Here is a 24,066-nt window from a genome sequence, read left to right as displayed (position 1 = left end):
ACCGGGAGGGACTAGCCTCCAAAGCCGGGGAACGCCGGGGGCTGCTGCCCCTGGCCGGAGTCGTCGGAGCCGCCCGCGGGGACCGGCGCCGGGACGGAGCCGCTCACGGGAGCCGCTGAGCGGCTGCCGGACGCACCGCCGGGCTGGGCGCCGCCGCCCTGCACGGGAGCGTCGAGGTCGCGGAGCTGGCCCTCGATGTAGCTCTTGAGGCCCTTGCGGTAGTCGCGCTCGAACGTGCGCAGCTCGTCGATACGGCGCTCGAGGCCGGTGCGCTCCTGGTCGAGGGCGCTGATCTGCGCGCGCTGCTTCGACTCGGCCTCTGCGACGATCCGGGCTGCCGTCGCGTGACCCTCGGCGATGAGCTGGTCGCGCTTCTCGACGCCCTCGCGCACGTGCTCCTCGTGGAGACGGCGGGCGAGCTGGAGCAGGTTGTTGGTGGCGTTGGGGTCGTTCGCGTCGTCCGCGGGCGCCTGGTAGGCCGGAGCGGCCTGCGCCTGCTGCTCAGCCTGCTGCTTCGCCTGCGCGGCCTCCTGCTGGGCCTGGGCGAGGCGCTGCTTGAGCTCCTCGTTCTCGCGCTGGAGGCGCTCGGTCTCGGCGTTGTCGGCCGCCTGCGGCGCCGCGGCGGCACCGCCCTGACCGCCGCTGCGCTGCAGCTCGGCGATTCGCGAGTCGGCCGCCACGAGGCGCTGCTTGAGCTCTTCGTTCTCCTGGTTCAGGCGACGCAGCTCGACGACGACCTCATCGAGGAAGTCGTCGACCTCGTCCTGGTCGTAGCCCTCGCGGAACTTCGTCGGCTGGAACCGCTTGTTGACTACATCTTCCGGAGTCAGCGCCATGGCAAGCCACCTTAGATCGTGAAATTGGAACAGAAACGCGTTCAGCCAACGCTAGCAAAGCGGGCGGGAGTCGCGCACTCCAGCGCCTGTCCGGCGCGTCGGCTCGTCAACGATACAACGGGCCTTCCCCCGAACCGCGGACCGACGCTCAGCGGAATCCCAGGGTCACGTACAAGCCGATGATCACCACGAGCATGGTGAGGCTCCAGCCGAAGTCGATCGCCACCGGGCCCATCGAGACGCGCGGGATGATCCGGCGGAAGAAGCGGATGGGCGGATCGGTCACCACGTACGTCGACTCGGCGAGCACGAGCCCGAAGCCCCGCGGGCGCCACTGGCGCGCGAAGACGCGCACCAGATCGAGCACGAACCGGGCCCACAGAACGAAGAAGTAGAGCAGCAACGCATAGTAGAGGACGGTCGCGATGAGGGAGACGACAAACACCTACCCAGTATGGACGAAAGCGCACCGCGTCCCCTGAGCGTCCGCAATGGACGAGAGGGAGGCGGTGCGCTTCGAGCGTCGACGGGCCGGAGCCCGCAGGTTCAGGCCTGGGCGAAGAAGGAGGCGTCGACCTCGGCGTCCTGGCCGCCGTGCTCGCCCGAGACGACGACGTGGCTGGGCGACAGCAGGAACACCTTCGGGGTGACCCGCTCGATCTTGCCGTAGAGGCCCTGCGAGAGGCCGCTGGCGAAGTCGATGAGGCGGCGGGCGTCGCCCTCGCTCATCTGCGAGAGGTTGATGATGACCGGGATGCCCTCCCGGAACGACTCGGCGATCGCCTGGGCGTCGCGGTACTGGCGGGGGTGGACCGTGAGGATCTCGTTCATTTCCTGTACCGATGCATTCCGTGCGGTGGACGACTTGCGCAGCGGCGTGACCGGAGCGCGACCGGCCGCGGGAGCGACCGGAGCGGGGTGGGGGACGGCCTGGACCGGCGACGGGGCCGGGGTGTGGACCGGTGCTTCGCGGCGCGGCTGGTGATGAGCCTGCTCCTGCGGCTGCTCCTCGAACTCCAGTTCCTCGTCGGCGAGGCCCAGGTAGACCATCGTCTTCTTCAGCGGGTTGGCCATGGTTCCTCCGTACAGACCTGCGCGTCGACGCCTCGCCACGCACTTCGAACTCTTCTTTTCGAGATTAACGAAGCTCCGGCCGATTCCCGGTAATGGCGGTCCCGATCCGAAGGTGTGTCGCGCCGGCCGCGATGGCTTCGCGGTAGTCCTGCGACATCCCCGCGGAGATCGACGTGGCCTCCGGCGCGAGGGTGCGGACGCGGTCGGAGGCGGCACGGACCCGCTCGAAGGCGCTGGCCGGCGTCTCGCCGAGCGGGGCGACGGCCATGACCCCGAGCAGGTTGAGCCCGGGCGCGGCGAGCACGTGCTCCACCAGCGGTTCGAGGTCGCGGTCGGCGACACCGCCGCGCGCGGGGTCGTCAGTGAGGTTCAGCTGGACGAACACGTCCACATCCGGGTCGCCTTCGCCCTCGCGCGCGGCGAGGGCGTCGACGAGCGAGAACCGGTCGACCGAGTGGATGACGGACGCGTAGCGGCGCGCCTGCCGCGCCTTCTTGCTCTGCAGCTGGCCGACGAAATGCCACGTGAGGTCGAGGTCGGCGAGCTCCGCCGCCTTCTCCTGCGCCTCCTGGTGGCGGTTCTCCCCCACGTCGTGCACGCCGAGGGCCGCCAGCTCGCGGACGAGCGAGGCCGGGTGGAACTTGGTCACCGCGATCGTCGTCAGCTCGTTGGGCGAACGGCCGGCGGCCCGGGCGGCGTCGGCGACGCCCTCCCGGACCGCGGCGAGCCGCTCGGCCAGCGGACTACTTGAGGAAGTCGGGGATGTCGAGGTCGTCATTCTCGTCGTCGAACGCCGGGTCCTTCTGCTGGGCGGCCTCGGTGACCGGGCTCTCGCCGGTCTGCCAGGCGTCGGTCGTCACGGGCGCGGGGATCTCGCCGGCCTCGACCTCGGCGGAGGAGGCCACCTGGGACTCCTCGGAACCGGCCTCGATGTAGCTGGCGCGGCGCGCATCCACCGCGGCGGGCCGCGTGCTCGGCTCGCCTCCGTCGAATCCGGCCGCGATCACGGTCACGCGCACCTCGTCGCCGAGGGTGTCGTCGATGACCGCGCCGAAGATGATGTTCGCCTCCGGGTGCACCGCCTCCTGCACCAGGCGGGCGGCGTCGTTGATCTCGAAGATGCCGAGGTTCGATCCACCCTGGATGGAGAGCAGGACGCCGTGGGCGCCGTCGATGGACGCCTCCAGCAGCGGGGAGGCGACGGCCAGCTCCGCCGCCTTGATCGCCCGGTCGGCGCCACGGGAGGAGCCGATGCCCATGAGGGCGGAGCCGGCTCCCTGCATGACCGACTTGACGTCGGCGAAGTCGAGGTTGATGAGGCCGGGGGTCGTGATGAGGTCGGTGATGCCCTGGACACCGGCGAGGAGCACCTGGTCGGCGGTGGAGAACGCCTCCAGCATGCTGATGCCGCGGTCGCTGATCTCCAGCAGCCGGTCGTTCGGCACCACGATGAGGGTGTCGACCTCTTCCTTCAGGCGCTGCACGCCGGCCTCGGCTTGCTGCTGGCGGCGCTTGCCTTCGAAGGAGAACGGCTTGGTGACGACACCGATGGTCAGTGCGCCGATCGACTTCGCGATGCGCGCGACGACGGGTGCGCCACCGGTTCCGGTGCCGCCGCCCTCACCTGCGGTGACGAAGACCATGTCGGCGCCCGCGAGGGCCTCCTCGATCTCCTCCGCGTGGTCCTCGGCGGCGCGACGGCCGACCTCGGGGTCCGCTCCGGCGCCGAGGCCGCGCGTGATCTCACGGCCGACGTCGAGCTTGACGTCGGCGTCGCTCATCAGCAGCGCCTGGGCGTCCGTGTTGATGGCGATGAACTCGACGCCGCGGAGGCCGAGCTCGATCATGCGGTTGACGGCGTTGACGCCGCCTCCGCCGATGCCGACGACCTTGATCACGGCGAGGTAGTTCTGTTGTGCTGTCACGTCCGGCCTCCACTGGAACCTTCAACCTCTAGCTGAGGCTTAAAGTCTTGCTGAGTATGCAATTCTCGATCCGACGTTAGGTGGGCCGGGCCGCCGCCCCGGTATCCGGTCAGGCGTGTCGGAAAAGTCGTGCCCAACCCGGTCATCCCGTCGTCACGCTGTGGGGCGAGGAGACGTCGTACCGCGACGATCCCGGCGCGCTCTTCAGCAGGGCGCCCAGGTCCGCCGCCTTGAGCGACGAGTCCTCCGCGCTCCCCCAGACCACGGTCGCACCGTTGCCCCGCAGAGTGAAGCTCACGTCGTCCTTCGTCTTGGCCGCGATGGTGTCGACCTGCGCCAGCACGTCCGCCGGGAGGGCGCTCAGGACGCTGGCCGCCGCCGCGAAGCCGGAGTCGGCATCCACGTCGGCCGCCCCGCCGCTCGCCGCGATCAGGGGGTACCCGTCCGGCCGCTTCTCGCTGCTCGAGATCGGCACCTTCGCTGCGTCCACCAGCGTGTACGCGGCTCCCTGCTGGATGACGCCCACCGGCTGCCGCTCCACCACGCGCACGATGATCGAGTCGGGCGGGTGGCTCTCCACCGTGTAGCTGCGGATGAGCGGGAACGCGGCCAGGTCGCTCGAGATGCCCGCCTGGTCGAGCAGCGGCAGCGGCGTGCCCAGCTGATCCGAGAGCTTCTTCTCGACGGCCTTCGCATCCAGCCGGGAGGTGCCGGTCACCTGGATGTGCTTCAGCGCGAGCAGCGGGGAGTACGCGATGAGCGCGACGGAGAGCACGAGCCCCGCCACGACGGCGCCGGCGGCCAGCCACGCGATGCGGCGGCGGCGCGACCGCTTGGTGAAGCGGCGCACCTCGCCCCGCTCGAGCCGCTTGCGCTCCCGGCGAGCCGCTCGCAGCGCCTTGTCGATCTCCCGGTTCGTGGGGAGCCGCGAGTACGGCGAGGTGTCCGTCGGCCGGTCGGCGCGGGCGGGACGCGTGGGTTCGGCGTCAACGGGCTGCGCAGCTGAGGGGTCGGCGATCACCGGGATGGGCTCGGTCACCGTGCCGACGCCGCGCGCGGGCGCGGACTCCCGCCGCTGCTCGTCGCGCGCCTCCGGCTCCTGCCGGAGTGGCGCGGGCGCGGACGCCGGCACCTCCTGCCGGTCGAAACCCTGGGGACGCTTCACCGAGCGGCCCGCTAAGCGCCGGGCGCGTCCGGGTGCTCCCGGCGCAGCGAGTCGAGCAGCTGGGGCACGATGCGGTACACATCGCCGCAGCCGAGGGTGATCACGAAGTCGCCCTCCCGGGCGATCTGAGCGGTGTGGTCGGCGGCCTGCTGCCAGTCGGCGATGAAGGCCACCCGCTCGGGATGCTCGAAGCGGTCGGCGACGAGCGCTCCGGTCACTCCGGGCTCCGGGTCTTCGCGGGCTCCGTACACGTCGAGCACGACGGTCTCGTCGGCGTAGCGCTCGAGCGTCTCGGCGAACTCCTGCGCGAACAGACGCGTCCGGCTGTACAGGTGCGGCTGGTGGACGGCGATGATGCGTCCGTCTCCGACCACCGTGCGGGCGGCGGAGAGCGCGGCGGCGACCTCGGTCGGGTGGTGCGCGTAGTCGTCGTAGACGCTGACGCCTCCCACCGTGCCGTGCAGCTCGAAGCGGCGCTCGGTGCCGCCGAACTCGGCGATGGCGGCGAGGGATGCGGCCGCGTCGAACCCGAGGCCGGTCAGCACGGCGAAGGCGCCGCCGGCGTTGATGGCGTTGTGCCGCCCGGGCACGCGCAGCCGCGCGGAGTAGTCCTCGCCCTGGTAGCGCAGAGAGAACGAGACGGGGCCGTCGGTCACGATGGAGTGGACGCGGACGTCAGCGTCCTCCGCCTCGCCGAACGTGACGATCCGCTTGTCCGGCGCCTGCTCGCGCAGCCGGCCGGTCACGTGCAGGGCGCCCGCGTCGTCGGACGAGACCACGACGAACTCGTCCGCTTCGCGGGCGAACGACACGAAGGCGTCCTCGAACGCCTCCAGCGAACCGTAGTGGTCGAGGTGGTCGGGGTCGACGTTGGTGATCAGAGCGACGGCCGTGTCGTAGAGCAGGAACGAGCCGTCCGACTCGTCCGCCTCGACGACGAACAGCTCGCCGGTGCCGGTCTTCGAGCTCGTGCCGAGGGAGGCGATGACGCCGCCGTTCACGAAGCTCGGGTCTTCGCCGAGGCCCAGCAGGCCGGTGATGATCATGCCGGTGGAGGTCGTCTTGCCGTGCGCGCCGGCCACGGCGACCAGGCGCGAGCGGTTGATCAGCCAAGCGAGGGCCTGCGACCGGTGCAGAACCGGGAGTCCTTTGGAGAGCGCCAGCTGGTACTCCGGGTTGTCCTGCCAGAGGGCGCCGGTGACGACCAGCGTGTCCGCGTCGCCGACGTTCGCGGCGTCGTGGCCGATGGCGATCGTCGCGCCGAGGTTCCGCAGGGTGTCGATGTTCGCGGAGTGCCGCACATCCGATCCGGTCACGGTGTAGCCGGCCTCGAGGAACAGGCGGGCGATGCCGCTCATCCCCGAACCGCCGATGCCGACGAAGTGGAGCTTTCCGAGCTCCTCCGGGAGGGCGAGGGTCAGGTCGGGCTTGATCGTCACAGGTACAGCTTTCGGTTACGCGAGAGGGACTCCATCCAGTATGAGGCTACGCGGCGACCCTGCGGATCGGCCCGAGGCTCACCGGAGTGGAGCTGTCAGAGGGCCGAGCGGATGAGGGCGACCATGCGGTCGGAGCCGTCGCGGACCCCGACCGACGCGGCCCGGCGTGCCATCTCGGCCACGCGGGCACGGTCGGACAGCAGCGGAAGAAGCTCGCCGTCCACCCAGTCCGGAGTGAAGGCGGCATCGTCGACGAGCACGCCGCCTCCCGCCTCGACGACCCCGGCCGCGTTGAACCGCTGCTCGCCGTTGCCGATCGGGAAGGGGACGTACACCGCCGGGATGCCGAGCGCGGCGAACTCGCACACCGTCGCGGCGCCCGCGCGGGCGACGGCGACGTCGGTCAGCGCGAAGGCGAGATCCATGCGGTCGCAGTAGTCGAGCAGCCGGTAGTGCTCGATGCCGGGGTCCGTCAGCTCGCCGCGCCCGCCCTGGATGTGCAGCACCTGCCAGCCGGCGGCCGTCAGCTCGGCGGCGCGTGCGAAGACGGTCTGGTTGATGCGGCGCGCGCCGAGCGAGCCGCCTGTGATGAGCAGCGTCGGGCGTTCGGGGTCGAGCCCGAACTCGGCCGCGGCCTGTGGGCGGACGGCGGCAGCATCCAGCTGCTCGATCTCCACCCGCAACGGCATCCCGACGAAGGTGGGATGCGGCAACGGCGTGCCCTCGAACGCCACGCCGACCCACGGCGTGTACCGGGCGCCGAGCCGGTTCGCGAGGCCCGGCCGCGCGTTCGCCTCGTGCAGGACGAGCGGAACACCCTCGCGCCGGGCCGCCGAGTAGGCCGGGGCCGCGGCGTAGCCGCCGAAGCCGACGACGGCGTCGATCCCGCGGTCGCGGATCAGACCGCGGACGGTCGAGATGCTGCGCCGGTACTCGCCAGGGAAGCGCAGAGCGGCCGCGTTCGGTCGGCGCGGGAACGGGAGCTTCGGGATGGTCGCGAGCTCGTAGCCGCGCTGCGGGACCAGACGCGCCTCGAGCCCCTCCTTCGTCCCGAGCACCAGCACCTCGGCATCCGGCTGGTCACGGCGCAGACGGTCGGCGACGGCGAGCAGGGGGTTCACGTGGCCGGCGGTGCCCCCGCCGGCGAGAAGGTACCGCGTCATGCCCGGGGGCCCGCCGAACCGGTCTCGGAGGCGGCCCGGGAGTCACGGTGCGACTGCCGGGCGAACGACAGCACGATTCCGATGGCGATCATGGAACTGATCATCGCAGTCCCTCCCGCAGAGATCAGTGGGAGCGGGACGCCCAGCACCGGGATCACCCCCAGCACCACGGCGATGTTGACGAACGCCTGGCCGATCAGCCACACCATGATGGCGGCCGTCGTCACCCGCGCGAACGGGTCGGTCGACGCATGGATGATGCGCAGGAAGACGACCGCGAGCATCACGAAGAGCAGGAGCACGACGACCGCGCCGATGAGGCCGAGCTCCTCGCCGATGATCGCGAAGATGAAGTCGGTGTCGGCGGCGGGCAGCCACGACCACTTGGAGTGCGAGTTACCGAGTCCGACCCCGAAGACGCCGCCGGAGGCGAGCGCGTAGAAGCCGTTCTTGATCTGCCAGTCCACGTCCGGGTTCGCGACGCTCGTCCCGCCGAAGTAGGCGGCGATGCGGCCGACACGGCTGGCGCTCGACAGCGCGACAACGACCGCGAGCGCGCCGACGGCGACGACACCGGTGAGGAGGTAGCGGAGGCGCACGCCGGCGAAGTAGAGGGCGCCGAGGATGAGCGCCGCCATGATCATGGTCGTGCCCAGGTCGCCGCCGAGCAGCACGAGCGCGACCGCGCCTCCCGCGATGGGGACGACGGGGACGGCGACATGCTTCCACTGGTCGAGCACATCCCGTTTGCGCGCAAGGACGACGCCCAGCCAGACGACGAGCGCGAGCTTGATCGCCTCCGACGGCTGGGCCGTGACCGAGCCGATGCGCAGCCAGTTGCGGTTGCCGCCGATCTCGACGCCGAGCGGGGTGAGCAGCACGAGCAGCTGCAGGAAGCAGGCGGCGCCGAGGAAGAACCAGATCGTCTTCTTCCAGAACCCACGTGGGATGCGCGAGACGAGGAACATCAGCGGCAGGCCGACCAGCGTGTACGCGCCCTGCGACCAGAAGCGGGAGAAGAAGTTGTCGTCGTCGTTGTGCGCCTCCACCGAGGAGGAGGACAGCACCATGACGAGGCCGAACACGACCATGAACAGCGTGATGCCGAGCAGGAGGAAGTAGTTGGCCGATTCGGACGTCATCCCCCGACCCAGCTGGATGCGGGTGGTCAGCGCGCCGATGCGTGCAGCGGCGCTGGGGCGGGACGCGGCCGACGGAGCAGCGCTCTGCTGAGGCCGGGCGCCCGGACGCTCAGTCCTGCGCGTCGGGACGCGGGGCGGACTCGTCATCCGCCTCACCTCCCAAGTACTCGTTCACGGCCGACTGGAAGCGGCGGCCTCGTTCTGCGTAGTCGGCGAACTGGTCCATCGATGCCGCCGCCGGAGCGAGCAGCACAGTGTCTCCTTCGTGCGCGAGACCACCGGCCAGCCGAACCGCCGTCGGCATGACCTCATCAGTCTCGTCGGCGACGACCTCCAGCACCGGAAGGTCCGGCGCGTGTCGCCGGAATGCGGCGAGGAGCGCCTCCCGGTCGACGCCGATGAGCACAGCGCCGCGAAGGCGGCCGACGTGCCGGCCGACCAGCGCATCCACGTCGACACCCTTGAGCAGGCCGCCGACCAGCCACACCACGGAGGGGTAGGCACGCAGGGACGCGTCGGCCGCATGCGGGTTCGTGGCCTTCGAGTCGTCCACCCAGTTCACGCCGGCCTGGACGCGCACCAGCTCGATACGGTGCGCGTCGAGCCGGAAGGCCGTGAGCACGTCGCGGATGATCTGTGGGGCCACGCCATACGACCGCGCGAGCGCGCTGGCGGCGAGGATGTTCGCGACGACGTGCGGTGCCGAGAGCCCGGCCTCCTGCAGCTCGTCGAGAGTGGTCAGCTCGAGCGCCGCGTTCGCTCGGTCGTCGAGGAAGGCGCGGTCGCAGAGGATGCCGTCCACGATCCCGAAGTCGCTCGGGCCGGGCACGCCGAGGCCGAAGCCGATGGCGCGTGCGCCCTCGGTGACCTCCGCCTCCTCCACCATGTGCAGGGTGTTCTCGTCGGCCTTGTTGTAAACGCAGGCGACGCGGGTGTTGTCGTACACCTTCGCTTTGGCGGCGATGTACGCCTCGAGCGAGCCGTGCCAGTCGAGGTGGTCGTCGGCGATGTTGAGGCACGCCGCCGAGAACGGAGCCAGCTCGCCTCCGACGTTCCGGTTGACCCAGTGCAGCTGGTAGCTGGAGAGCTCGACCACGAGCACGTCGAATCCCTCGGGATCGCGGATGGCGTCGAGGACGGGGACGCCGATGTTGCCGCACGGTGCGACGCGGTTGCCTCCCGCGAGGATCATCGTCGCGGTGAGCTGCACGGTGGTGGTCTTGCCGTTGGTGCCGGTGACGCAGATCCAGTCGGCGGGGCCTTCGGCGCCATCGGGACGTGCGACCTTGTCGCGCAGACGCCAGGCGAGCTCGATGTCGCCCCACACGGCCGTGCCGCGCTGCTCCGCCCAGAGCAGGAGGGGGTGATCCCAGTGGAAGCCCGGCGAGGCGATGACCAGTTCAGGGTCGAACGCGACGAGACGCTCCGGCGGCGCGGTGAGGTCGGACTCCTCGAGGAGCTCGGCGCCGATGACCTCCAGCAGCATCCGCCGCTCGTCGTCGGCCTTCGCCGCGACGACCAGCACGTCGGCTCCCAGCTCGACGAGGGTGTCCGCGACCGAGAAGCCGGTGACGCCCAGGCCGTACACGGCGACCCGCAGGCCGCTCCAATCGTGGTGCCAGCTGGTCAGAGCGGCCAGGCGCTCCGCCAGGGCGTCGCCCGCGCGGGCGGTGTCGTCGGAATCGGTCACGTCGCCAGCCACTCCAGGTAGAAGGACCCGACGCCGGCGGCGACGAGGAGTCCGCCGATGATCCAGAACCGTACGACGACCGTTACCTCCGCCCACCCCTTCAGCTCGAAGTGATGGTGGATGGGGCTCATCAGGAAGATGCGTTTGCCGTGCGTGAGCTTGAAGTACGCCCGCTGCACGATCACCGACCCGGCCTCGATCACGAAGATGCCGCCGATGAGGATGAGCAGTAGCTCCGTGCGGCTCAGGATGGCGAGGGCCGCGACCGCGCCGCCGAGCGCCAGCGAACCGGTGTCGCCGAGGAAGATCTGCGCGGGCGAGGTGTTCCACCAGAGGAAGCCGACGACCGCGCCGACGATCGCCGTCGCGACGATCGCGAGGTCGAACGGATCGCGCACGTCGTAGCATTTCGCGACGTTCTCGGGGTTCAGGTTGATGCTCGCGCACGACTGGATCGACTGCCAGAACCCGATGATGATGTAGGCGCCGATCGCGAGGATGGACGCGCCGGAGGCGAGCCCGTCGAGGCCGTCCGTGACGTTCACGCCGTTCGATGTCGCCGCGACCAGGAAGTTGATCCAGATCAGGTAGAGGCCGTAGCCGACGATCACGCCGATGGCGCCGTACCGGGTGATCTCGCCGAAGTCGATCGCCGGCAGGTCGCGGATGAAGGACACCGTCATCGTCGCAGGCGTGTAGCCGTTGCCGTTCGGGAAGCGGATCGCGAGGAAGGCCCAGACGGTGGCGACGATGACCTGGCCGGCCACCTTTGCCCAGCCGGTGAGACCGAGGCTGCGCTCGCGCCGGGTTTTCAGGAAGTCGTCGATGAACCCGACGACGCCCAGGCCGACCATGAGGAACAGCACGAGGAGCGCCGAGACGCTCGTCTCGTCCCCCGTCAGCAGGAGGGCCGTGAAGTAGCCGAACAGGGTGCCGAGGATGACGACGATGCCGCCCATGGTCGCGGTGCCGCGCTTGGCGTGGTGGCTCTGCGGTCCGTCGTCGCGGATGAACTGTCCCCACTGCAGCCGGCGGAAGAGCCGGATGAAGAGCGGGGTCAGGAAGAGCGTGAACGCCATCGACAGCGCACCGGATGTCAGCAGGGCTCTCACGAGAACGATTCTCCCAGTCGGTCGCCCAGGAAGCGCAGTCCGGCCGAGTTGGAGGACTTCACGAGCACCGTGTCGCCGGGACGCAGCGCGCCCCGGAGGTGCTCGAACGCGGCGTCCTGCGTGTCGAAGTACAGGGATTCGCCGTCCCAGGAGCCCTCGTTGATGGCCGAGATGTGCATCCGGCGCGCCGCCGGTCCGACGATCACGAGCTGGTCGATGCCGAGCCGGACGGCGAGCAGGCCGATGCGGTCGTGCTCCTCGCCGGAGAACTCCCCCAGCTCGCTCATCTCACCGAGGACGGCGATGGTGCGGCCGTCCGGTTCGGCGATCTGCGCCAGGGTCTTGATCGCTGCGGCCATCGAGTCCGGGCTCGCGTTGTAGGCGTCGTTGATGACCGTCACGTCGCTGCCGCCCATGACCTCCATCCGCCAGCGCTCCGCCGTCTTCACGGTCTGGAGCGCGGACACGATGGTGTCGATGTCGACGTCGAGCACGTACGCGGAGGCGGCGGCGGCCAGGGCGTTCATGACGTGGTGCTCGCCGAGCACCTGGAACCGCACCGGGCGCGACTGCGCCTCGGAGCCAGGACCGTCGGCCCCGTTCCGGGGCGGCAGGTGGAGCGTGAACGACGTGCCCCTCCTGTCGGAGACGACGTCGGTCGCGCGCACGTCGGCGCGCTCGTCCAGGCCGAACCAGAGCACGCGGGCGACCGTCTTGTCCGCCATCGTGGCGACGCGCGGATCGTCCATGTTCAGCACGGCGACGTCGGACTCCAGCAGGTCGGTGACCATCTCGGTCTTCGCCTGCAGGGTCTTCTCGATGCCGCCGAACTCGCCGGCGTGCGCGAGGCCGACCTTGAGGACGACTCCGACGTCCGGGCGCGCCATGCGTACCAGGCGGGCGATCTCGCCGATTCCGCTCGCGCCCATCTCGGCGACGAGGAACTGCGTCTCCTCGGTCACCTGGAGCATGGTCACGGGTGCGCCGACCTCGTTGTTGAAGGAGGCGCGCGGCGCGATCGTCTGTCCGACCTGCTCGAGCACGGCGCGGAGCAGGTTCTTGGTCGTGGTCTTGCCGTTGGACCCGGTGATGCCGACGATCTTGAGCAGTCCGAGCGCCCGGACCCGGGCGATGACCTCGGTGGCGAGGTCGCCGAGGGCGACCACGGTGTCCTCAACCAGCAGCTGCGGGACGGGCAGCTCGAGTGGATGGTCGACGACGACGAGCGCGGCGCCCGCCTCGACCGCCTGCGGGGCGAAGAGGTGGCCGTCGGTCACATCCCCCGGCTTCGCGAAGAAGATGCTGCCGGGGACGACCTCGCGCGAGTCGGTCGTGGACAGTCCGGAGACGACCGTCTCCGGGGAGACATGGGTGCCGTCGAGCAGCAGGGTGCCGCGGGTGGCCTCGGCGATCTCGGCCAGGGTGAGGGCGATCATCTACAGCCACCCGGCCTCTCGCAGCGCGAGGCGCACGTCGTCGCGGGCCGAGTACGGCAGCCGCTGTCCGGCGACCTCCTGGTAGTCCTCGTGGCCGGGACCGGCGTACAGGACGACGTCGCCCTCGTCGGCCAGGGACAGCGCGGTGCGGAACGCGGCGCGCGGGTCGGGCACTTCGTACAGTTCGAGGTCGGGGACGGCGCTGCGTGCTCCGTCGAGGAGGGCGGCGCGGATGCTCGCCGGGTCCTCCCAGCGCGGGTGGAAGTCGGTGATGACCACGGCGTCCGACCCGCGGGCCGCGATGGCCCCCATGTCGGTGCGCTTCGTGGTGTCGCGGTCGCCGTCGGCGCCGAACACCATGACGATGCGGCCGTCGGTCACCTTGCGGAGTGCGCTCAGCGTCGAGAGGAACGCGTCGGGGCTGTGGCCGTAGTCGATGAAGACGACGGGGCCGCGATCGCCCGACAGCCGCTCTGCGCGACCCGGGATGTACGCGTCGATCCCGCCGTCGCGCTCCAGCGCAGCTCCGATCGCGTCGAGGTCGTACCCCGACTCGACCAGCATGACGATGGCGAGCGCCGCGTTCGCCGCGTTGTACGCGCCGAGCAGCGGGATGCTGGTCTCGAGCCGGCGTCCGTCCGGGCCTTCGAGGGCGAACGAGGTGCGGGTGAGCGTCTCCTCGAGCACGGTGAGCAGCCACTCGGAGTCGGCCCCCGGCGAGCTGGAGAGCGTGGCGACCGGGATGCGCGACTGCTCGACCAGGGCGCGGCCCCAGTCGGAGTCGACCGTGACGACGCCGCGTCGGGCGCGGTCGGGCTGGAAGAGCTCGAGCTTCGCGGCGAAGTAGTCGTCCATCGCGGCGTAGTCGTCGAGGTGGTCGTGGCTGAGGTTGGTGAAGCCGACGACGTCGAACACGATCCCGTCGACGCGGTGGCGGGTCAGCGCCTGCGCCGACACTTCGATGGCGACGGCCCGGACGCCCTCCTCGCGCATCCGGGCGAGCAGCGCGTGCAGCTCGCTCGCCTCCGGCGTGGTCAGCTTGCTCGTGATCGCCGTGTCGCCGATGCGGCGCTCCGCCGTCGAGCTGAGGCCGGAGACGACTCCGAGCTGTCCGAGGATGGCGTTGAGCAGGTACACGACGCTGGTCTTGCCGTTGGTGCCGGTGACGCCGAACAGGGTCGCCGAGTTCTCGTCGGTGCGGTAGATCCAGGCGGAGACCGCGCCGAGCGCGGCCCGGGGCTCCGGCGTGACGATGACCGGGAGGCCGGACTCGGCCGCGAGGGCCGCACCCTCCTCGTCGGTGAGCACGGCGACGGCTCCCGCCTCCGCCGCGGCGGTCGCGTACGTCGCGCCGTGGGCGTTGCGGCCGGGTACGCCGACATAGAGGTCACCGGGTTCGACGGCGGAGCTCGCGAGAGCCGCACCGGTCACCTCGACCCCGTCGAGGTCGCCGCGGCAATCCAGCCCGAACTCCGCTACCAGCTGGGCGAGCGGGCGGGCGACGGGATGCTCGGGGCGCAGTGAAGAGGGCGCCGGTCCTGTCACGTGGCTCACTTTCCGTTGACGCTGTTTCTAGTAGTAGGGCGGATAGTCCGCCGGGCTCGACGTGGAGGGCTTCACCCGGTAGGTCTTCAGCACCTGACTCATGATCGTGTGGAACAGCGGAGCGGCGGCTGCCGACGAAGTAATGGTAGTCGGGAACCCGAGGTTGACCGAAACGACGTACTGCGGATCGTCCACCGGCGCGACGCCCATGACCGACACGTAGTACGACGGCAGGTACCCGCCCTTGCCGTCCGGCTGCTGGGCCGTTCCGGTCTTCGCGGCGATGCGGTACCCGGGGATCTGGAGCTGCTTCTTCAGCTCGCCGTCGGTGACGACGGACTCCATCATCCCGAGCGTCGTGGCCGCCGCCTGAGCGGATACGACCGGCGTCGGCTTGCTGTTCGGGATGTCCGTCACCGAGCCGTCCGGGTGCTCGCATCCCTCGACCAGGGACAGCGGGATGCGGGTGCCGCCGTTGGCGAGCGCCTGGTACGCCCCGACCATCTGCAGCTGGGTCGCCGAGACGCCCTGGCCGAACATCGTCGCGTACTTGGTCTGGTCGTCCCAGTCCTTGACCGGGTGGAGCTCGCCGGCGGACTCGTCGGGGTACGGCAGACCGGTCGGATCGCCGATCCCGAACTTCTTCAGGTAGTCGTACCGCGTCTGGTCGCTGAGCGCGCGGCCCAGCTGCGACATGCCGGTGTTCGACGACATCATGAGCACGCCGGTGAGCGTGAGCCGGAGCGGTGCGTGGAATCCCGAGTCGTGCAGGTCGGCTCCGTTGCCGGACTGCCAGGAGTATGGGGCGAGCACCTGCGAGGTCGGCGTCGCCTTGCCCTGGTCGATGAGCATCGCGGCGGTCAGGGCCTTGAAGGTCGAGCCCGGCTCCCGCGGGTCGGTGAGCGGCTGGAGCCGCCAGAACGACGGGTCCGTCGCATCGATGTTGTTGGGGTCGAGCGACGGCACCTGCGCGATCGCCTTGATCTTCCCCGTCTTCGCCTCCGCCACGGTCACGAAGCCGAACTTGGAGCCTGTCGCGGCGACCTGCTGCGCGAGGGTCTGCTGCGCGAACCATTGGAGATCCGAGTCGATCGTCAGCTTGAGCGTGCCGCCGTCCTTCGCCTCCTTCTGCACCACGGTGCTGCCCGGGATGGCGACGCCGTCGGCTCCGCGCTGGTAGGTCTCCTCGCCGTTCTCCCCTGCCAGACAGCCGTTCTCGCTGGCCTCCAGCCCCGCGTCGCCGCCCTGAGAGAGGTAGCCGAGCAGGTTGCCCGCGACGGCGCCGTTCGGGTAGCTGCGGGCCTGCTTCTTGGTGAAGGTGAGCCACGGGTACGGGAGCTTGTCGAGCTTGTCGAACGTCCCGACATCCATACCGGCCTTGATGAGGACGTACTGCGACTTCGGATTCTCTTTGAGCGCCGCGTCGAGAAGCGCGACGACGGCATCGCCGCCCTGGCCGGTGATCGCACCGATCTTCGCGGCCGCCTCGACCATCTTCGCCCGGCCGCCGGCGATCGCATCCTTCGGCGAGGCCGCAGCCGTGTACGTGTAGATCGTGGTGGCCAGCACCGTGCCGTCACTGTCGATGATGTCGCCGCGGTTGCCCAGCAGCGGCGTCGACACCTCCTTGGCGGTCACCGACTGCTTCTGCAGCGCATCCGCCCGGACCACCTGGATGTCGACCAGCTTGGCGCCGAGGATGCCGACGGTCGCTGCGACGGCGAGGACCGTCATGGCGGTCCGCCGCCGCAGCATCTTCTTGCTGACCATGCCCCGCATCCGTCCCGTCGTCAGTGCGTCACCGGAGTCGGCAACGCTCCCTGCAACGGTACGGTCGGCGCGGCCCCGGATCCGGTAGCCCCACCCGAAGTTGTGGAATTCCCAGCCTGCCCCGCCGCTGGGGACGGATTCGCCGTCTGCTGCGGCTGCGTCACCAGCGAGACGCCCGCGAGCAGTGCGTTCGGGACGAGGTTGCCCTGCGTGCCGGTGACCGTGCCAGCGGCCCCGCTCGCCGGCAGCGGCGCCCCCAGCACCGCTCCGTCGGAGAGGCGCAGGTAGGCGGGGTTGCTGTTGCTGACCATCCCGAGCGCGTTGGCGTTCGCGGCCAGATTCTGCGGCGACGCGACCCGGTTGAGGTCCTCCGACACCGCTTGGTACGAACGCTGCAGCTCGGTCTGCTTCGACTCCAGCGTCTGCAGCTGGTAGGCGCCCTGCGAGATGCCGATGCTGAGGAGGAGCTGGGCCACCACGACCGCGAGCAGCGTGGCGACCGCGATCCCCGCGTACAGGGCGCGAGGGCGTGCACGTCGCTGGGACCGGGTCGGGACGACCTCGAGGTGGGTCCGCTTCGGCTCCTCCACCGGTGCGGGGAGGGCGCCGCCGCGCCAGAGCGCCGCGGGGCGCAGTGTCGCGGGACGTCTGCGCCCGGTGACCGGGGCCGCCTCTGCCAGATTGCCGCTCACGACCGCCTCCTCGTCTCGTCTTTGCTGTGGGATGCGCCGCTCGCCGGGCGCACCCGCTCGGCCGCCCGCAGGCGCACCGGGGTGGCCCTCGGGTTGGCGGCCTTCTCGTCGTCGTCGGCCAGTTCCGCACCGCGGATGAGGAGCTTCAGCTCCGGCCGGTGCTCGGGGAGCTCGACGGGCAGTCCCGCCGGAGCGCTCGACGTGGAGCGGGCCTGCAGCTCGCGCTTCACGATGCGGTCCTCGAGCGACTGATACGCCTCCACGACGATGCGCCCGCCCACCGACAGGGAGTCGATGGCCGCAGGGATCGCCCGCTGCAGCACCGCCAGCTCCTGGTTGACCTCGATGCGCAGAGCCTGGAAGACGCGCTTGGCGGGATGCCCCTGCCGCTGCAGGGCCACCGGAGTCGCCTTGATGATGAGGTCGACCAGCTGGCCGGAGCGCACCAGAGGCTCGCGCTCGCGCGACTCCACGATCCGGGAGGCGTAGCGGCCCGCAAGCTTCTCTTCGCCATACTCGCGGAAGATGCGCCGCAGGTCGGCCTCGGAGTACTCCGCCAGGACCGTCGCGGCGGTGAGCTCGCTCGTGCCGTCCATCCGCATGTCGAGCGGCGCGTCCTTCGAATAGGAGAAGCCGCGCTCCACCCGGTCGAGCTGGAGGGAGGAGACGCCGAGGTCGAACAGCACGCCGTCGACCGCCTCGAAGCCGAGCCCCTCGATGGCCTCGCGGATGCCGTCGTACACCGTGTGGACGAGGTGCACGCGGTCACCGAAACGCTCCAGGCGCTCCCCCGCGATCGCCAGCGCCTCGGGGTCGCGGTCGAGCCCGACCAGCGTGACGTCCGGGAAGCGCTCGAGGATGCCGGCGGAGTGGCCGCCCATCCCGAGCGTGGCGTCGACGAAGACGGCGCCGGGCCGCGTCAGCGCGGGGCCGAGCAGCTCGATGCAGCGCTCCAGGAGGACCGGAGTATGGATGCGGGAGGTGTCGTCGGAGTCGGTCATGGTCGTTCGGGACGAGTCGCCTGCCCCTGATCCCGGATCCCCATCCATTCCGACCTGGCACCGGGGAAGTGGTGTCAGGGCGTATGGCTGGGAGTCCGGCGCCAGGGACGCGGGCTCAGAAGAGTCCCGGGATCACCTCCTCCTCCGTGTTGGCGAATGCTGCTTCCTGCTCGGCCAGGTAGGTCTCCCAGGCCTGGGCGTCCCAGATCTCCGCGCGGCTGCCGGCGCCGATCACGACGAGGTCGCGATCGAGTCCCGCATACGAGCGGAGCGCGGGCGGGATGGTCACCCGGTTCTGCTTGTCCGGGACCTCTGCGCTCGCCCCCGAGAGGAAGACGCGCAGGTAGTCACGGGCCTGCTTGCTCGTCACCGGCGCCTGGCGGATCTTCTCGTGGAGCGATTCGAACTCGCGCTGCGAGAAGACGTAGACGCAGTGCTCCTGGCCACGGGTGAGGACGAGGCCGGACGCGAGCTCATCCCGGAATTTCGCCGGCAGGATGATGCGCCCCTTCTCGTCCAGCTTGGGGGCATGCGTACCGAGGAACATCGGCTGCCACCCCCACTCTCCCGGCCCAGGTTGCGGTGTGGCTCCACTTTACTCCACTTCCATCCACAAAATCTCGCATTGAGGACAGATTGCCCCGAAATGGGTACGTCAAAGCCCGGAAAGACGCGGAACTCGCGGGTGGAGGAAAGTGGAGCGATCGGGCGGCTCCTGGAGCAACAAAAAAGGGCCGATCAGAAGATCGGCCCTTCGTCGAAGAACGTGTGGAGCGGAGTGGAGGGTTAGCCCTCGCCGCCGTCGTTGCGCTTGTCCCAGCGGTCGTTCATGCGGTCCATGAAGCCTGTCTGACCGCCGCGCGCCTTCGCCTTCTTCGGCTCGGCGGCGCCCGGCTCGACCGCGACGCGCTTGCCCGGCGCGATGGACACGAGGACACCCGCGAACATCACGACGAAGCCCAGGATCCCGACGATCGGCTGCTGGTAATAGACCCCGGCGATCAGCACGCCGACGCCCACGACGGCGAGCAGGATGCCGAGCACGATCGACCGGTAGGCGGGACGTGCCCGCTTGCCCCCGACCTTCGCGACGAAATCTGCGTCGTTCTGATAGAGACTGCGTTCCATCTCTTCGAGGAGGCGCTGCTCGTGTTCCGAAAGCGGCATCCGATTCCCCCTCTTTCTCGCGGGTTCGAGGCTTCAGTGAGGTCGATTCTAGACCTCACGTGTCTGGCTAGGCTAGGCGTGTGTCTGAAAGCATCCGATTCGTCGACCTCATCCAGTCAAGAATCGATGGATTCTTCGATGCGCGTGCCTCCATTCTCGTCTCGATCGCCGACGAGCTCTCTCCCGTAGCGGCGTTCTCAAGGGAATTTCTCAGCGGCGGCAAGCGCTTCCGCGCCCTGTTCTGCTTCTGGGGATGGCAGGCCGTCCGCACCGCAGGAGACGAGGGCGACGACGGGTCGGACAGTGGCGCCGTCACGGCCGGCGGCGCCCTCGACGCCGTGGTCTCCGTCGCCAGCGCCCTCGAGCTGTTCCACGCCGCCGCGCTCGTCCACGACGACCTCATCGACAACTCGGACACCCGACGCGGCAAGCCGGCCGCCCACAAGCGCTTCGAGCACCTCCACGAGAACGAGGGATGGGGCGGTTCCGGCGCGACCTTCGGCACGGGCGCGGCGACCCTCCTCGGCGACCTGCTGCTCATCCTCAGCGACGAGCTGTTCGACGAGGGGCTCACCCAGCTCGTGAGCGCACCGGCCCGGCGGGCGACGCGGGCGGAGTTCAACCGGATGCGGATCGATGTCACGGCGGGTCAGTACCTCGACATCTTCGAGGAGATCGGCTGGTCGGGCCGCCCCGACTCGGAGCAGCTGGAGCGCGCCGAGCGCGTCATCGTCTACAAGTCGGCCAAGTACTCGATCGAGTCCCCTCTGCTCATCGGCGCGAGCCTGGCGGGAGCGACCGTCGGCCAGCTGGAGTCGCTCCGGGCGTTCGGGCTCCCCCTCGGCATCGCCTACCAGCTGCGCGACGATCTGCTCGGCGTCTTCGGAGACGCCGACGTGACGGGGAAGCCCAGCGGGGACGACCTCCGCGAGGGCAAGCGGACGGTCCTCATCGCGCTCACGCGCCAGTCCATCCCTTCGGGCGCGCGTGCTGCCCTGGACGAGCTGCTCGGCGACCCCGAGCTCACGCCGGAGCAGATCAGGACGATGCAGCTGACCATCCGGGAGTCCGGGGCCGTCGACACGGTGGAGCGGATGATCGCCGACAACGTCGCGCGCGCCATCGAGGCGTTGGATGCGGCGCCGCTCGGGGCGGCGGCGAAGGGGCAGCTCCGCGAGCTCGCGGTCGCGGTCACGCGTCGGAGCGCGTAGGCCCCATCCCTGAGCCGGGAGCGATTCAGGCCAGCGCTTGGGCCACGCGGCGCACCTCGGCCTTGCGGCCGGCGCGCAGAGCCTCGATCGGCGATGTGCCGAGGCTCTCCTCCTCCGTCAGCAGCCAATCCACCGACTCGTCGTCGCTGAAGCCGTCGTCCGCCAGGACGATCAGGGTTCCCCGCAGCTCGCTGAGCGGCTGGCCGTCCTTGAGGAAGGACGCGGGCACCTTGAGCACGCCGTCGACGCGCTTGGCTCCCAGGTGGCGGTCCTCGATGAGCCGACGGACGCGGCTCACGCTCAGTCCCATCAGCTCGACGAGGTCGGGTACGGTCAACCACTCGGTGGTCTGGACGTGCTCGGTCACCCCACCAGCGTGCCACGGATTGGCGTCCGGCGAGAAGCGGGAGTAATTGTTACGATCATGTAAACCCGTGTCACATCCGTCACTCCTGTTGACTCCTCTCTCCTTGTGTGTCAGCGTGATGGGCGACGTGTCACTCGAAGAGGGGGTCACATGGCTCTGGCAGACACCGGCAGATCGCGCAGCATCCTGGGCACCGTCCCGATCGCGGTCGCGAGCTCGCTCGCGGTGACCCTGAACCTGGTCACGCCCGCACAGGCGGCGCCCCAGGAGGACCGCGCGACCGACCACTCCGGCGACACCGGCGAGATCAGTCCTCTCGAGCGCGCCGCGCTCGGCAGCACCATCGGGATGACGCCCAGCGGATCGACGTCGAGTACGTCCGCTCCGCTCACCTCCGTCGCGGCAGCACCCGCGACCTACCGCGTGCAGTCGGGCGACACCATCTCCGGCATCGCGGCGCGGTTCGGACTCTCGACCGCAGCCGTCCTCGCGATGAACGGCCTGAGCTGGAAGAGCCTGATCTTCCCGGGCCAGGTGCTCGCCCTCGCGCAGGCCGCACCCGCGGCCGCGCCCGCCCCGGCTCCCGCGGCTCCCGCGCCGGCTCCCGCTGCCACGGTGTACTCCGTGGTGCGCGGCGACACGATCAGCGGCATCGCCGGCCGTTTCGGCGTCACCACCCGCGCGGTGCTGGCTGCGAACGGCCTGAGCACCTCCAGCCTGATCTTCCCCGGGCAGAAGATCCGCATCCCGGGCATGACCACCGCCGCGCTCAACGCACCCGCACCGGCGCCCGTCGCCGCTCCGGCCCCCGTCGCCGCGCCGGCACCGCTGCCGACCGCGTCCGCCGGTCAGGTGGTCGCCCTCACCGACGAGATGCGCGCGAATGCCCAGCTGATCATCCGCATCGGCCGCCAGCAGGGCGTCCCGGACCAGGGCATCGTCATCGCCCTCGCCGCGGCCGCACAGGAATCCGGCCTCCGCAATGTCCGCTATGGCGACCGCGACTCCCTCGGGCTGTTCCAGCAGCGGCCGAGCACCGGATGGGGCACGCCGGAGCAGGTGCTCGACCCGACGCGCGCGACGCTCGCCTTCTACGGCGGAGCGGGGAACCCCAACGCCGGCCGCACCCGTGGCCTCCTCGACATCCCCGGATGGACGCGGATGAGCGTGACGCAGGCCGCGCAGGCGGTGCAGATCTCGGCGTTCCCCGACGCCTACGCCAAGTGGGAGACGTCGGCGCGCACCTGGCTGGCCCAGCTCGGCTGAGCCGGAATGTCACAGCCCGATCACAGCCACCGCGTCCACCGGTGTTTTGCAGGGTTCTCGCCCGGCTCGTTCCCTAGACTCGATCCGTGACCACGAGCCAGACCGACCCGATGATCGGCCGTCTCATCGACGGCCGCTATCAGGTGCGCTCGCGGATCGCCCGAGGCGGCATGGCCACGGTGTACCTCGCGACCGACCTGCGCCTCGAGCGCCGCGTCGCGATCAAGATCATGCACGGCCACCTCGCCGACGACTCCACGTTCAAGAGCCGCTTCGTGCAGGAGGCCCGCTCGGCCGCACGGCTTGCACATCCCAACGTGGTCAACGTCTTCGATCAGGGCCAGGACTCGGACATGGCCTACCTGGTCATGGAGTACCTGCCCGGCATCACCCTGCGCGACCTGCTCAAGGACTACGGCAAGCTGACGCCCGAGCAGACCATCGACATCATGGAGGCGGTGCTCTCCGGCCTCGCCGCGGCGCACAAGGCGGGCATCGTCCACCGCGACCTCAAGCCGGAGAACGTGCTGCTCGCCGACGACGGGCGCATCAAGATCGGCGACTTCGGGCTCGCCCGTGCGGCCAGCGCCAACACGGCCACCGGCCAGGCGCTGCTCGGCACGATCGCGTACCTCTCCCCCGAGCTCGTCACCCGCGGCGTCGCCGACGCCCGAAGCGACATCTACGCGCTCGGCATCATGATGTACGAGATGCTCACCGGCCAGCAGCCCTTCCAGGGCGAGCAGCCGATGCAGATCGCCTACCAGCACGCGAACGACGCCGTGCCGGCGCCGAGCAGCAAGAACCCGGCCGTGCCCGCCGAGCTGGATGAGCTCGTCCTCTGGGCGACGGAGAAGGACCCGGACCGTCGACCCCGCGACGCGCGCGAGATGCTCGATCGCCTGCTGGAGGCCGAGAAGGCGCTCCGCGGCGAGGCCGTTCTGCAGCCGACGATGGTGCTGCCGCCCGCGTACGAGATCGACCAGGGCGACACCCAGATCATCAACCCGGCGATCCGCCAGCAGGTCGCGTCCAGCACGCCGGCCGCGGCGACGACCCTCACCACCGCCGCTGCCAAGCGCCGCTCGAAGGGCTGGTGGCTGTTCGCTCTCGTCCTCGTGCTCGCCGGCGTCGCAGCCGGCACCGGCTGGTACTTCGGGGCGGGCCCTGGTTCGCTGGTCGCCATCCCGAACGTCGTCAACAAGGCGCCGGATGCGGCTGTGTCGCAGCTGCAGAAGCTCGGCTTCAAGACGGCGCAGGCACCCGAGTACAGCACGACCGTCGCGGCCGGGATGGTGTCGAGCACCGACCCAGGAGCCGGCGTGCCCGCGGGGCGCGGCAGCACGGTGACGCTGCGCGTCTCGCAGGGACCGAAGCCGGTGACCATCCCGCCGCTCGCCGGCACGACGATCGACACCGCCAAGAGCGCCATCACCGGCGTCGGGGCGAAGGTCGGCACGGTCGCCGAGCAGTTCGACGCCAAGGTGCCCGCCAACACCGTCATCTCAGCGACCCGCGCCGACAACGGCGCGGATATCTCGGGCGGCGGCAGCTACTTCGAGGCCGCGTCGGTGAACCTCGTCGTCTCGGTCGGTGCGATCCCGGATGTCGCCGGCAAGTCCGTGGAGGACGCCTCGGCCATCCTGAGCAAGGTCAAGCTCCTCACCTCCGCCGGCCCGCAGAACTACAGCGACACGGTCGAGGAGGGCGACGTGATCTCCGCGCAGCCGCAGCACGAGCCCGTGCGCCCCGGCGACACGCTGCTGCTGGAGACGTCGAAGGGGCCGGAGCCCGTCACGATCCCGGATGTCGCCGGCAAGACCTGGGATGTGGCCAAGAAGGCGCTCACCGACGCCGGCTTCAAGCTCAAGTACAGCGCCATCGCCGACGTCGCACCGAACGCGTTCGTCGTGTCGAAGGTGTCGCCGGCCGGCGGGACCCAGGCGCCCAAGGGCTCCACCATCACGGTCAACTTCGCCGGCTTCTGAGCGACCGACGCCGCAACCGGCGCGGTCTGCCGCGCTGACCCGTGTCGGAACGGAGGAGATTCCGCTCCGCTGCGCCC

Annotated in this window: 22 protein-coding genes; 3 read left to right on the top strand and 19 right to left on the bottom strand. The window is 70.2% G+C overall.

The features are described 5' to 3' along the window. Nucleotides 1–11 precede the first annotated feature (11 nt). The 18 genes from ABIC47_RS15795 to ABIC47_RS15710 form a co-directional block, all read right to left on the bottom strand. The gene (locus tag ABIC47_RS15795) at nt 12–836 is read right to left on the bottom strand and encodes a DivIVA domain-containing protein (protein ID WP_354481822.1); all 825 of its coding nucleotides are present in this window, start codon (nt 834–836) and stop codon (nt 12–14) included. Between the two features lie 148 nt (nt 837–984). Beyond that, on the bottom strand, nt 985–1,281 hold the full coding sequence (locus ABIC47_RS15790) for a YggT family protein (RefSeq protein WP_018191359.1): 297 nt from the start codon (nt 1,279–1,281) through the stop codon (nt 985–987). Between the two features lie 101 nt (nt 1,282–1,382). After that, entirely contained in the window at nt 1,383–1,910 is a 528-nt protein-coding gene (locus tag ABIC47_RS15785; RefSeq protein WP_018191360.1) for a cell division protein SepF, read from the bottom strand. 64 nt (nt 1,911–1,974) lie between these two features. Beyond that, nucleotides 1,975–2,688, bottom strand: coding sequence for a YggS family pyridoxal phosphate-dependent enzyme (locus ABIC47_RS15780; RefSeq protein WP_354481818.1), 714 nt, complete (start codon nt 2,686–2,688; stop codon nt 1,975–1,977). Beyond that, a complete protein-coding gene (gene ftsZ / locus ABIC47_RS15775) occupies nt 2,654–3,835 on the bottom strand; it encodes a cell division protein FtsZ (RefSeq protein WP_018191362.1) in 1,182 nt (393 codons plus the stop codon). Before ftsZ ends, ABIC47_RS15780 begins: the two co-directional genes overlap by 35 nt. Before the next feature lie 142 nt (nt 3,836–3,977). Further along, nucleotides 3,978–5,000 carry an FtsQ-type POTRA domain-containing protein gene (locus ABIC47_RS15770; RefSeq protein WP_018191363.1) on the bottom strand — a complete coding sequence of 341 codons (1,023 nt, stop codon included), beginning with the start codon at nt 4,998–5,000 and terminating at the stop codon, nt 3,978–3,980. A gap of 11 nt (nt 5,001–5,011) precedes the next feature. Then, a complete protein-coding gene (murC, locus tag ABIC47_RS15765; RefSeq protein ID WP_354481816.1) occupies nt 5,012–6,439 on the bottom strand; it encodes a UDP-N-acetylmuramate--L-alanine ligase in 1,428 nt (475 codons plus the stop codon). A 95-nt stretch (nt 6,440–6,534) separates the two neighbouring features. Then, nucleotides 6,535–7,602, bottom strand: coding sequence for a UDP-N-acetylglucosamine--N-acetylmuramyl-(pentapeptide) pyrophosphoryl-undecaprenol N-acetylglucosamine transferase (locus tag ABIC47_RS15760; RefSeq protein ID WP_354481813.1), 1,068 nt, complete (start codon nt 7,600–7,602; stop codon nt 6,535–6,537). Continuing rightward, nucleotides 7,599–8,891 (bottom strand): putative lipid II flippase FtsW, encoded by a 1,293-nt coding sequence (gene ftsW, locus ABIC47_RS15755; protein WP_354481810.1) that lies wholly within the window; start codon nt 8,889–8,891, stop codon nt 7,599–7,601. The genes ABIC47_RS15760 and ftsW overlap by 4 nt, the downstream gene beginning before the upstream one ends. Next, on the bottom strand, nt 8,854–10,434 hold the full coding sequence (gene murD / locus ABIC47_RS15750; protein WP_354481808.1) for a UDP-N-acetylmuramoyl-L-alanine--D-glutamate ligase: 1,581 nt from the start codon (nt 10,432–10,434) through the stop codon (nt 8,854–8,856). Before murD ends, ftsW begins: the two co-directional genes overlap by 38 nt. Further along, entirely contained in the window at nt 10,431–11,546 is a 1,116-nt protein-coding gene (mraY, locus tag ABIC47_RS15745; protein WP_018191368.1) for a phospho-N-acetylmuramoyl-pentapeptide-transferase, read from the bottom strand. The genes murD and mraY overlap by 4 nt, the downstream gene beginning before the upstream one ends. Then, nucleotides 11,543–12,982, bottom strand: a complete 1,440-nt coding sequence (locus ABIC47_RS15740) for a UDP-N-acetylmuramoyl-tripeptide--D-alanyl-D-alanine ligase (protein ID WP_354481804.1) — start codon at nt 12,980–12,982, stop codon at nt 11,543–11,545. The genes mraY and ABIC47_RS15740 overlap by 4 nt, the downstream gene beginning before the upstream one ends. Beyond that, entirely contained in the window at nt 12,983–14,527 is a 1,545-nt protein-coding gene (locus ABIC47_RS15735) for a Mur ligase family protein (protein ID WP_018191370.1), read from the bottom strand. Between the two features lie 27 nt (nt 14,528–14,554). Continuing rightward, entirely contained in the window at nt 14,555–16,297 is a 1,743-nt protein-coding gene (locus tag ABIC47_RS15730; protein WP_020077369.1) for a peptidoglycan D,D-transpeptidase FtsI family protein, read from the bottom strand. Between the two features lie 20 nt (nt 16,298–16,317). Continuing rightward, nucleotides 16,318–16,989, bottom strand: a complete 672-nt coding sequence (gene ftsL, locus ABIC47_RS15725) for a cell division protein FtsL (protein ID WP_018191372.1) — start codon at nt 16,987–16,989, stop codon at nt 16,318–16,320. Then, a complete protein-coding gene (gene rsmH / locus ABIC47_RS15720) occupies nt 16,986–17,990 on the bottom strand; it encodes a 16S rRNA (cytosine(1402)-N(4))-methyltransferase RsmH (RefSeq protein ID WP_089876311.1) in 1,005 nt (334 codons plus the stop codon). Before rsmH ends, ftsL begins: the two co-directional genes overlap by 4 nt. Before the next feature lie 115 nt (nt 17,991–18,105). Beyond that, nucleotides 18,106–18,537 (bottom strand): division/cell wall cluster transcriptional repressor MraZ, encoded by a 432-nt coding sequence (mraZ, locus tag ABIC47_RS15715; protein ID WP_354481799.1) that lies wholly within the window; start codon nt 18,535–18,537, stop codon nt 18,106–18,108. A 239-nt stretch (nt 18,538–18,776) separates the two neighbouring features. Beyond that, nucleotides 18,777–19,157: an SCO2097 family morphological protein gene (locus ABIC47_RS15710; protein ID WP_018191375.1), complete on the bottom strand. Its 381-nt coding sequence runs from the start codon at nt 19,155–19,157 to the stop codon at nt 18,777–18,779. An 80-nt stretch (nt 19,158–19,237) separates the two neighbouring features. On the opposite strand from ABIC47_RS15710, the gene ABIC47_RS15705 reads away from it, so the two are divergent. Beyond that, entirely contained in the window at nt 19,238–20,368 is a 1,131-nt protein-coding gene (locus ABIC47_RS15705; protein WP_020077367.1) for a polyprenyl synthetase family protein, read from the top strand. 25 nt (nt 20,369–20,393) lie between these two features. Here ABIC47_RS15705 and ABIC47_RS15700 read toward each other — a convergent pair whose 3' ends face one another. Continuing rightward, the gene (locus tag ABIC47_RS15700) at nt 20,394–20,735 is read right to left on the bottom strand and encodes an Rv2175c family DNA-binding protein (protein ID WP_018191377.1); all 342 of its coding nucleotides are present in this window, start codon (nt 20,733–20,735) and stop codon (nt 20,394–20,396) included. Between the two features lie 150 nt (nt 20,736–20,885). Here ABIC47_RS15700 and ABIC47_RS15695 point away from each other — a divergent pair, with 150 nt between their 5' ends. Continuing rightward, nucleotides 20,886–22,001 carry a LysM peptidoglycan-binding domain-containing protein gene (locus ABIC47_RS15695; protein WP_354481795.1) on the top strand — a complete coding sequence of 372 codons (1,116 nt, stop codon included), beginning with the start codon at nt 20,886–20,888 and terminating at the stop codon, nt 21,999–22,001. An 86-nt stretch (nt 22,002–22,087) separates the two neighbouring features. Beyond that, on the top strand, nt 22,088–23,989 hold the full coding sequence (gene pknB, locus ABIC47_RS15690) for a Stk1 family PASTA domain-containing Ser/Thr kinase (RefSeq protein ID WP_354481792.1): 1,902 nt from the start codon (nt 22,088–22,090) through the stop codon (nt 23,987–23,989). The last annotated feature ends 77 nt before the right edge of the window (nt 23,990–24,066 follow it).

Source organism: Leifsonia sp. 563, assembly GCF_040545055.1.
GTDB lineage: Bacteria > Actinomycetota > Actinomycetes > Actinomycetales > Microbacteriaceae > Leifsonia.
The sequence above is the reverse complement of the archived record's forward strand: the minus strand, read 5'-3'. Positions and strand labels throughout refer to the sequence as shown.

Excerpts from the sequence above, each read along its gene's own strand:
- ABIC47_RS15760 (WP_354481813.1), bottom strand. The coding sequence starts at position 7,602 with ATGACGCGGTACCTTCTCGCCGGCGGGGGCACCGCCGGCCACGTGAAC.
- ABIC47_RS15710 (WP_018191375.1), bottom strand. The coding sequence starts at position 19,157 with ATGCCGCTTTCGGAACACGAGCAGCGCCTCCTCGAAGAGATGGAACGC.
- mraZ (WP_354481799.1), bottom strand. The coding sequence starts at position 18,537 with ATGTTCCTCGGTACGCATGCCCCCAAGCTGGACGAGAAGGGGCGCATC.
- rsmH (WP_089876311.1), bottom strand. The coding sequence starts at position 17,990 with ATGACCGACTCCGACGACACCTCCCGCATCCATACTCCGGTCCTCCTG.
- ABIC47_RS15730 (WP_020077369.1), bottom strand. The coding sequence starts at position 16,297 with ATGGTCAGCAAGAAGATGCTGCGGCGGCGGACCGCCATGACGGTCCTC.
- ftsW (WP_354481810.1), bottom strand. The coding sequence starts at position 8,891 with ATGACGAGTCCGCCCCGCGTCCCGACGCGCAGGACTGAGCGTCCGGGC.
- ABIC47_RS15780 (WP_354481818.1), bottom strand. The coding sequence starts at position 2,688 with ATGACGACCTCGACATCCCCGACTTCCTCAAGTAGTCCGCTGGCCGAG.
- ABIC47_RS15795 (WP_354481822.1), bottom strand. The coding sequence starts at position 836 with ATGGCGCTGACTCCGGAAGATGTAGTCAACAAGCGGTTCCAGCCGACG.
- ABIC47_RS15740 (WP_354481804.1), bottom strand. The coding sequence starts at position 12,982 with ATGATCGCCCTCACCCTGGCCGAGATCGCCGAGGCCACCCGCGGCACC.
- ABIC47_RS15785 (WP_018191360.1), bottom strand. The coding sequence starts at position 1,910 with ATGGCCAACCCGCTGAAGAAGACGATGGTCTACCTGGGCCTCGCCGAC.
- ABIC47_RS15695 (WP_354481795.1), top strand. The coding sequence starts at position 20,886 with ATGGCTCTGGCAGACACCGGCAGATCGCGCAGCATCCTGGGCACCGTC.